This window comes from Plantactinospora alkalitolerans (genome assembly GCF_015690345.1).
Taxonomy (GTDB): domain Bacteria; phylum Actinomycetota; class Actinomycetes; order Mycobacteriales; family Micromonosporaceae; genus Plantactinospora; species Plantactinospora alkalitolerans.
Map to the genome: position 1 here is coordinate 1 of NZ_JADPUN010000357.1, position 7,830 is coordinate 7,830.

Below are 7,830 nucleotides of genomic sequence, written 5' to 3' on the forward strand. Positions count from 1 at the left end.
GACAACCGGAGCCGCCCTGACAACCGGAGCCGCCCTGACAACCGGAGCCGCCCTGACGACCGACGGGTCACGATCGGTCCGTGGCGTGCCCATCTGGATCATCGACGCGCCCGTTCCGGCCGAGGCGCCCATCCGGATCGACGCGCCGATTCCGGTTCAGCAGCCGGGGCCGTCCTGGGCCGTCGCCGGCGGCCGGGGTGCGCTGCACACCGGCCCGGCCGAGCCGGACCCAGACGGCGAGGGTCAGCAGCACCAGCGCGAAGCCGAACAACAGGTCCTCCACCGGGGCGTGGACCAGGCGCGGGCCGAGGATCGCCGCCGGGTCGTACCGGACGATGTCCCGGCCGGTCAGGATGCCGTTGGAGATCAACTGAAAGAACACGATGATCGGGTACGTGGCCCAGAACACCGGCCGGAGCACCAGCCGGGTACGCAGCACGAACAGGTCGACCAGCAGGGCTCCGGCCACTCCCAGCAGTGCCGCCGCCGTGTAGCTCACGCCCGCTCCCCGCGCCGCCCGCTCATCGGGACTCGTCCCCGGCAGGCCAGCGCAGCACCGCGCGTACCGCCTCGAAGCCGAGGATGGCGCAGAACGGCACGACGACGAAGAAGAGCACCTCGTCCAGGGGCAGGTCACCGGGGAGCAGAACCCCGGTCGTCTGCTCCGGGTCGAATGTCCAGTGTCCGGCGGCGATCGCGGCCAGGTCCCACAGCGCGAAGATCACCACCACCGGCAGCAGGGTGAGCAGCAACCGCCGCCACCGGCGCAGCACGTTGACCCGCAGCATCGGCTCCAGCCACAGCGCGCCGCCGAGGCACCCCGCGAGCACCGCCAGATACCCGAACCTCGCCATGCCGCGACTCCGGTCAGAACCCCGTGGCCTGGGCCCGGCGCTTGACCTCACGGGCCCGGTCACCGCCGAGGGCCTCGGCCGGGGTGCCCGGCAGGGTGTCGTCGGGCAGGTACAGCCAGCGGAGCACGGCCTCGTCGTCGTATCCGGAGTCGTGCAGCAGGGTGAGGATGCCCGGCAGGTGCTTGCGGACGGTCTCATTGGCGACCAGTTCGGCGGGGACCAGTCGGACCCCGTCCCGGCGAACCGCGAGTAGTTCCCGGTCCCGGATCATCTGGTGGACCTTGCTGATCGACACCTCGAAACGCTCGGCGACGTCCGGCAGGGTCAGCCAGCCGGCCGGGTCGATCGGCTGCACGTCGGCGGGTACGGATTCAGTCACCCGATCACCTTGCCACGCACCCGCGGGAGTCGACCAACGGCTCCCCGGGAACCGGCGCCGCCCCCGTACCGCCGACCGCGCCGAGCCGTACTCGGATCCGCTGTCCGGCTCCCGATACTCGGTCGTCTTCTCCTCGGTCGGCACACGGTCGGCACACGGCGACGCACGTCCGAAATGCCCGCCGAGGTTCTCGGTTCGGTGTCGGCTGTGGCATCCTGTTCTGCCGCCACCCTCTGGAGACATAGACTGCCTGCCGATGGACATTCAGGTCGCCGACACGCTGCTGAACTCGCTGATCGACGGGCGCTACCGCATCCGCGGTCGCGTGGCCCGTGGTGGGATGGCGACCGTCTACACCGCCATCGACGAACGCCTCGACCGCACTGTCGCAATCAAGATTATTCACCCTAATCAGGCCCGCGACGCACAAATGCAACTCGCCGGGTTCGTCGAGCGATTCACCGACGAGGCCAAGACGATCGCCCGGCTGACCCATCCGAACGTGGTGGCCGTCTACGACCAGGGCATTCACGGCGGGTTGCCGTACCTGGTCATGGAGTACGTACGCGGCCGGACCCTGCGGGACATCCTCGCCGAGCGCGGTCGACTCAACCCGAGCGAAGCACTGGCGATCATGGAGCAGATGCTCGCCGCGATCGGTGCCGCACACCGGGCCGGCCTCGTACACCGGGACGTCAAGCCGGAGAACGTCCTGGTCGCCGAGGCACCCAGCGGCGGGCCCGCGAACCTCGTCGACGGTGTGGTGAAGGTCGCCGACTTCGGGCTGGCCCGGGCGGTCGAGGCGAGTTCGGAGACCGAGGCCGGCAACCAGCTGATGGCGACCGTCGCGTACGTGGCGCCGGAGCTGGTCACCGAGGGCCGGGCCGATCCCCGCACCGACGTCTACGCGGCCGGCATCGTGCTCTTCGAGATGCTCACCGGCCGGGTCCCGTACGACGCTGACCGGGCGGTCGAGGTCGCCTGGCAGCACGTCGACCGGGACGTACCGCCGCCTTCCACGCTGGTTCCCGGTCTGCCGCCGGTGCTCGACACCCTGGTCGTCCGGGCGACCCGGCGCGATCCGGGTGCCCGGCCGACGGACGCGGGCGCGCTACAGGCCCAGGTGCAGGTGGTCCGGGACGATCTCGGCACCGCCGCCAACGCGCACACCGCGGTCCTGCGGCAGATCCCGTCGGTGGGGCACCCGGCGATGGCGGTGGAACAGCCCACCATGGTGGTCTCCTCGGTGCGTCCGACCGAGCGGCCGCCCTGGGCCCGGCTGCCGGATCAGCAACAGGGGGAGAAGACCACCCCGCACCGTCGGCGCGCGGCGACCCCGGCTGACGGGTTCGGCGAGCGGCTCCGCGAACTGGCCGCCCGGCTGTCCGCCATCGCCGGAGGAAACCGGGTTGCGGTCATCGCCGTCGTGGTGGCGATCGGCCTGGTCGCCGCGATGGGCGGCTGGTGGTTCGGGGTCGGCCGGTACACCGAGGCTCCGGCCCTGGTCAGCATGGCCGGCAAGGACGCACAGGCGCAGGCCGAGCGGGCGGGCTTCGTCGTCAAGTTCGGGGATCCCCGGTACAGCGAGGCGGTCGCCAAGGACGCGGTACTGGCCCAGGATCCGGCGTCGGCAGCCCGGATCGTCCGGGGCGGCACGATCACGCTCACCCTCTCGCTCGGTCCGGAGCGTTTCCCGGTGCCGGACGTGTCGGGCAAGACGTTCGACCTCGCCCAACTCGACCTGGAGCAGGCGAACCTGGTGGTGGCGCGCGGCCCCGACCGGTACGACGACAACCTGCCGAAGGGTGTCGTCATCTCGACCAACCCGAAGGTCGGGACCGTGGTCAAGCCGGGCGACAAGATCACTGTCACGGTGAGCAAGGGCAAGGCACCGATCAGCGTTCCCGACCTGGTTGGAAGAAACATCAACGAGGCGCGCTCGGATCTGAGCAAGCTCGGTCTCAAGCTGACGGAGACGTACAAGGAGTCCGACAAGCCGAAGGACCAGATCATCGCGCAGAGTCCGGACAGCGGTGCCGGCGTGGTGACGGGTGCGGAGATCAAGGTCGACGTCAGCAAGGGCCCACCGGCGGTCCCCGTACCCAGGGTGATCGACCTGCCGTGCCAGCAGGCGAAGCAGCAACTGGAGAGCCAGGGATTCACCGTCGGGATCAACATCAACCCGAACGCGGTGGTCCGGTTCCAGAACCCGACCGAGAACACCCCGGCGCCACCAGGAACGCAAATTGTCCTCACCTGCTTCTGATCCGGCTGCGGCTCCGGCTCCGGTCCCTGCCCCGGCATCCCGTCGGCCGGTCGGCTCGCACACGCCGACGGCCGGTGGGCTGGCCAGGGCCGCCCTGCCGTACGCCGACGCCGCCGGCTCCGAGGCGGTGCAGGTGTACGTCGGCAACTCCCGGGGCTGGGCACTGCCCCCCGGCGATCCGAGCCAGGACGCCGCCTTCCTGGAAGGCTGCGCCGAACGCGGCCTGCCGGTCTACATCCACGCGTCGCTGCTGGTGAACATCGGCTCACCCACTCCGGCAACCGTCGAACGGTCGGTGGCGACGCTGGCCCACGCGCTGGACCGGGGCACCGCGATCGGCGCCGCCGGGGTGGTCTTCCACGCCGGCAGCGCCGTCGACGCCGGGCACGCCGAGGCGGCGATGGGCCAGGTCCGCGAGGCGCTACTGCCGCTGCTCGACTCGGCTGCGGCGACCGGCGGCCCGAAACTGCTGGTCGAGCCGAGCGCCGGAGGTGGCCGCTCGCTGGCCTCCCGGGTCGAACACCTGGAGCCCTACCTCGACGCGGTGCAGTGGCATCCCTGGCTCGGCGCCTGCTTCGACACCTGCCACGCCTGGGCCGCCGGCCACGACCTGGCCCGGCCGGGCGGCATGACCGAGACCCTGGACGCGCTCGTGACAGCGGTCGGAGCGGACCGGTTGTGGCTCGTGCACGCCAACGACTCACGCGACCCGTGCGGTTCGACCCGGGACCGGCACGAGACGATCGGCAAGGGCAGCATCGGCGAGCCCGCCTTCGCCGAACTGCTGGCGCATCCGGCGACGGCGGGCATTCCGGTGATCGTCGAGACACCGACCGAGAAGCATCTCGGGCACGCCGACGACATCGCCACGCTCAAACGCCTGCATCCCTGACCGCGTACCGTTGCGTCGGTGGGACGCTGGTCGCGATATCCGGTGCTGGCGACGCTGCTGGCAGCGCTCGCGATCTCGGGCTGCGCGGCCACCACGGCCGCCCCGGACCGGGCCGCCGGCACGCCGCAGCCGCCCACCACCCCGGCCGTGCCTCCATTCGTCGACGACGTGTCCCCGGTCACCGCCGGTGAGGTCGCACGGAGCTGGCAGCCCGGCTGTCCGGTCGGCCCGGAGCAGCTCCGGCGGGTACGACTCGGCTACTGGGGCTTCGACGGCCAGCCCCACGTCGGAACGATCATCCTGCACCGGACGGTCACCGCAGATGTGATCAAGGTCTTCGCGGTTCTCTACCGCGAACGGTTCCCAATCCGGCGGCTGGAGCCGGTCGACGAGTACGACGGCAGCGACGACAGGTCGATGGCCGCCGACAACACCTCCGGATTCAACTGCCGGAAGGTGGTCTCCACCGGCCCGCCGAAATGGTCTGTCCACGCCTACGGGCAGGCGATCGACGTCAACCCGGTGGAGAACCCGTACCTTGTCGCCGGCAGGGTGCTGCCGCCGGCCGGGTCGACGTACCGGGACCGCGCCGACGAGCGGGCCGGAATGGCGGTCCCGGACGGCATCCTGGTCGAGGCCTTCGCCTCGGTCGGCTGGCACTGGGGCGGTAGCTGGAAGTCCCCCGACTACCAGCACTTCAGCAGGACGGGCGGCTGAGTACGCCCAACCGGCCAACCGTGCCGAACCGGCCAACCGTGCCGAACGGGCCAACCGTGCCGAACGGGCCGAACCGGGCCGAACGGGCCGGTCCACGGGCCGCACCGGAACCGGCCGGCCCCACCCCGGTCAGCGGCGGAAGATCTCCGTGAGCACCTCGATCGCCCGGTCCACCCCGGCGTCGTCCAGGTCGTAGTGCGTGACCAGGCGGGCGATGCGCGGCCCGAGCACCGACACCAGTACGCCCCGGTCCCGGGCCGCCACGCCCAACTCGGGTGCGTCGAAGCCGCACTTCGTCAGGTCCAGCGGCACGATGTTGGTGCGTACCGGACCGGCCAGGACACCGAACGGGGCGAGCGCGTCGGCGAGTCGGGCCGCCCGGACGTGGTCGGCGGCGAGCCGGTCGATGTGATGGCGCAACGCGTACCGGCCGGCGGCGGCGAGCACGCCCGCCTGACGCATCCCGCCGCCCATCCGCTTGCGGACGACCCGGGCCCGCGCGATCTGCTCCGCGCTGCCGACCACCACCGAGCCGGCCGGTGCGCCGAGCCCCTTGGACAGGCACACCGACAGGGTGTCGAACAGCTCGCCGTAGCTGGTCAGCGGCACCCCGTCGGCCACGTGCGCGTGCCAGATCCGCGCCCCGTCGCAGTGCAGCGCCACCCCGGCGTCGTCGGCGATCCGGCGCAGGTCGCGCAGGGTACCGAGCGGGACGACTCCCCCGCCGCCCCGGTTGTGGGTCTGCTCGACCGCGATCGCCCGGGTCGGCACCGCGTGGTAGCCGTCCGGCCGGATCATCGCGGCGACCTGTTCCGGATCGACGTTCGCGCCGACCGGTGGCCAGGTCCGCGAGGACACCCCGCCGTACGCGGCGGCGGCCCCGACCTCGTACGTCACCACGTGCGCGTCCGCGTCACAGAGCAGTTCGCTCCCCGGCGGCACCAGCAGTTGGATCGCGATCTGGTTGGCCATCGACCCGGTCGGGGCGAAGAGTGCCGCCTCGTGCCCGAACAGGGCGGCGACCTCGGCCTCGAGGGCGTTGACGGTCGGGTCCTCCCCGTACACGTCGTCGCCGACCTCGGCCGCCGCCATCTCGGCACGCATCGGTGGGGTGGGCCGGGTGACGGTGTCGGAGCGAAGATCGACCGGGCCGGGCACCGGAGGTGCCGCCGAAACCGGGTTCGGGGTCGGATCGGGGTCAGCCACGCAGCATCTCCGCCACCAGGAAGGCCAGTTCCAGCGACTGCTGGGTGTTGAGCCGGGGGTCGCAGGCGGTCTCGTAGCGGTCCGGCAGGTGGATGTCCTCGATCGCCTGGGCGCCACCGAGGCACTCCGTGACGTCCTCGCCGGTCAGCTCGACGTGCAGCCCGCCCGGATGGGTCTCCAGGCCCCGGTGCACCTCGAAGTAGCCGAGCACCTCGTCCACGATCCGGTCGAAGTGCCGGGTCTTGTAGCCGTTCGAGGACTCGTGGGTGTTGCCGTGCATCGGGTCGCACTGCCAGACGACCTTGGCACCGGCGGCGGTGACCTTCGCCACGATCGGCGGCAGCACGTCCCGGACCCGGCCGTTGCCCATCCGGCTGATCAGGGTGAGCCGGCCCGGGATGTTCTCCGGGTTCAGCTTCTCGCACAGCTCGATCGCCTCGTCGGGGCTGGTGGTGGGGCCGAGCTTGACCCCGATCGGGTTGGCGATCCGGGAGATGAAGTCGAGGTGTGCGCCGTCGAGCTGCCGGGTGCGCTCGCCGACCCAGAGGAAGTGCCCGGACAGCCCGTACGCCCGGCCGTCGGAGACCCGGGTCAGCGCCCGGTCGTACTCCAGGGCCAGCGCCTCGTGCGAGCAGTAGAGGGTGACGGTGCGGAGCGCCTCGTCTTCGGTCATTCCGCAGGCCCGGATGAAGGCGAGCGCCCGGTCGATCTCCCGGGCGATGGCCTCGTAACGCTCGCCGGCCGGCGAGTTCTTGACGAAGCCCTTGTTCCAGTCGTGCACGGCGTGCAGGTCGGCGAGCCCACCCGCGAGGTACGCCCGGAGCATGTTCATCGCCGCCGCCGAGTTGGCGTACGCCCGGATCATGCGCTGCGGGTCGGCGATCCGCGCCTCCGGGGTCGGCTCCAGCGAGTTGATCATGTCGCCCCGGTACGCCGGCAGCCCGCGCGCGTCGGTCGGCAGCGACCGCGGCTTGGTGTACTGCCCGGCCACCCGGGCCACCTTGATCACCGGGAGCGACGCCCCGTACGTCAGCACCACCGCCATCTGGAGCAGCGTCCGGGCGTTGGCCAGCAGGTGGCTCTCGGTGTTGTCGGTGAACGTCTCGGCGCAGTCGCCACCCTGGAGCAGGAAGGCCCGCCCCTCGCAGACCATCGCCAGCCGCGCCCGGAGCTGGTCGACCTCGTACGGCGCGACGACCGAGGGCACGTTCTGGAGGATCTTGCACACCCCGTCGACCACGGTCGGGTCGGGCCAGGGCGGCGTCTGAGCCCGCGGCAGGTCCCGCCACCGGTCCAGTCCGAGGGCCTCGTCCTCGACGGAATCCTCGGTCGGACGACTGGTCTGCAGGGCGGTGTTGCCCACCGCGGGATAGCTCAGCTGATGCCACTCATGGCGCATGGACAGAAGCCTACGGCGAAACTCCGACCAACCCCGGAGCGAGGGGCGCCCGTCCGCTTCGTGGGAGTGCCTCGCGCCCTCTTTCCGATCATGGGCGCCGGCCGGCTGGGGCCCATG

The 7,830-nt window shown here is 71.5% G+C and carries 8 protein-coding genes; 3 read left to right on the plus strand and 5 right to left on the minus strand.

Annotation, left to right across the window (positions count from 1 at the left end):
- Window positions 1-67: 67 nt before the first annotated feature.
- From I0C86_RS37350 to I0C86_RS37360, 3 genes are read right to left on the minus strand one after another with little or no spacing between them, the layout of a single operon-like run.
- Window positions 68-499: a lycopene cyclase domain-containing protein gene (locus I0C86_RS37350; RefSeq protein ID WP_196206033.1), complete on the minus strand. Its 432-nt coding sequence runs from the start codon at window positions 497-499 to the stop codon at window positions 68-70.
- A gap of 22 nt (window positions 500-521) precedes the next feature.
- Window positions 522-854 carry a lycopene cyclase domain-containing protein gene (locus I0C86_RS37355; protein ID WP_196206034.1) on the minus strand — a complete coding sequence of 111 codons (333 nt, stop codon included), beginning with the start codon at window positions 852-854 and terminating at the stop codon, window positions 522-524.
- A 13-nt stretch (window positions 855-867) separates the two neighbouring features.
- Window positions 868-1,233 (minus strand): Rv2175c family DNA-binding protein, encoded by a 366-nt coding sequence (locus tag I0C86_RS37360; protein WP_196206035.1) that lies wholly within the window; start codon window positions 1,231-1,233, stop codon window positions 868-870.
- A gap of 256 nt (window positions 1,234-1,489) precedes the next feature.
- Here I0C86_RS37360 and pknB point away from each other — a divergent pair, with 256 nt between their 5' ends.
- From pknB to I0C86_RS45295, 3 genes are read left to right on the plus strand one after another with little or no spacing between them, the layout of a single operon-like run.
- On the plus strand, window positions 1,490-3,499 hold the full coding sequence (gene pknB / locus I0C86_RS37365; RefSeq protein ID WP_196206036.1) for a Stk1 family PASTA domain-containing Ser/Thr kinase: 2,010 nt from the start codon (window positions 1,490-1,492) through the stop codon (window positions 3,497-3,499).
- Window positions 3,480-4,391, plus strand: coding sequence for a deoxyribonuclease IV (locus I0C86_RS37370; RefSeq protein ID WP_196206037.1), 912 nt, complete (start codon window positions 3,480-3,482; stop codon window positions 4,389-4,391). The genes pknB and I0C86_RS37370 overlap by 20 nt, the downstream gene beginning before the upstream one ends.
- Before the next feature lie 18 nt (window positions 4,392-4,409).
- A complete protein-coding gene (locus I0C86_RS45295) occupies window positions 4,410-5,108 on the plus strand; it encodes a M15 family metallopeptidase (RefSeq protein WP_196206038.1) in 699 nt (232 codons plus the stop codon).
- Between the two features lie 129 nt (window positions 5,109-5,237).
- Here the strand turns inward: I0C86_RS45295 and I0C86_RS37380 are convergent, their stop codons facing one another.
- Window positions 5,238-6,266, minus strand: coding sequence for a threonine aldolase family protein (locus I0C86_RS37380; RefSeq protein WP_196206040.1), 1,029 nt, complete (start codon window positions 6,264-6,266; stop codon window positions 5,238-5,240).
- A 40-nt stretch (window positions 6,267-6,306) separates the two neighbouring features.
- Window positions 6,307-7,713, minus strand: coding sequence for a class II 3-deoxy-7-phosphoheptulonate synthase (locus tag I0C86_RS37385; RefSeq protein ID WP_196206039.1), 1,407 nt, complete (start codon window positions 7,711-7,713; stop codon window positions 6,307-6,309).
- Between the last annotated feature and the right edge of the window lie 117 nt (window positions 7,714-7,830).

What these genes read in the sequence shown, in the direction of transcription:
- I0C86_RS37355 (WP_196206034.1), bottom strand. Translation starts at nt 854, where the DNA reads ATGGCGAGGTTCGGGTATCTGGCGGTGCTCGCGGGGTGCCTCGGCGGC.
- pknB (WP_196206036.1), top strand. Translation starts at nt 1,490, where the DNA reads ATGGACATTCAGGTCGCCGACACGCTGCTGAACTCGCTGATCGACGGG.
- I0C86_RS37385 (WP_196206039.1), bottom strand. Translation starts at nt 7,713, where the DNA reads ATGCGCCATGAGTGGCATCAGCTGAGCTATCCCGCGGTGGGCAACACC.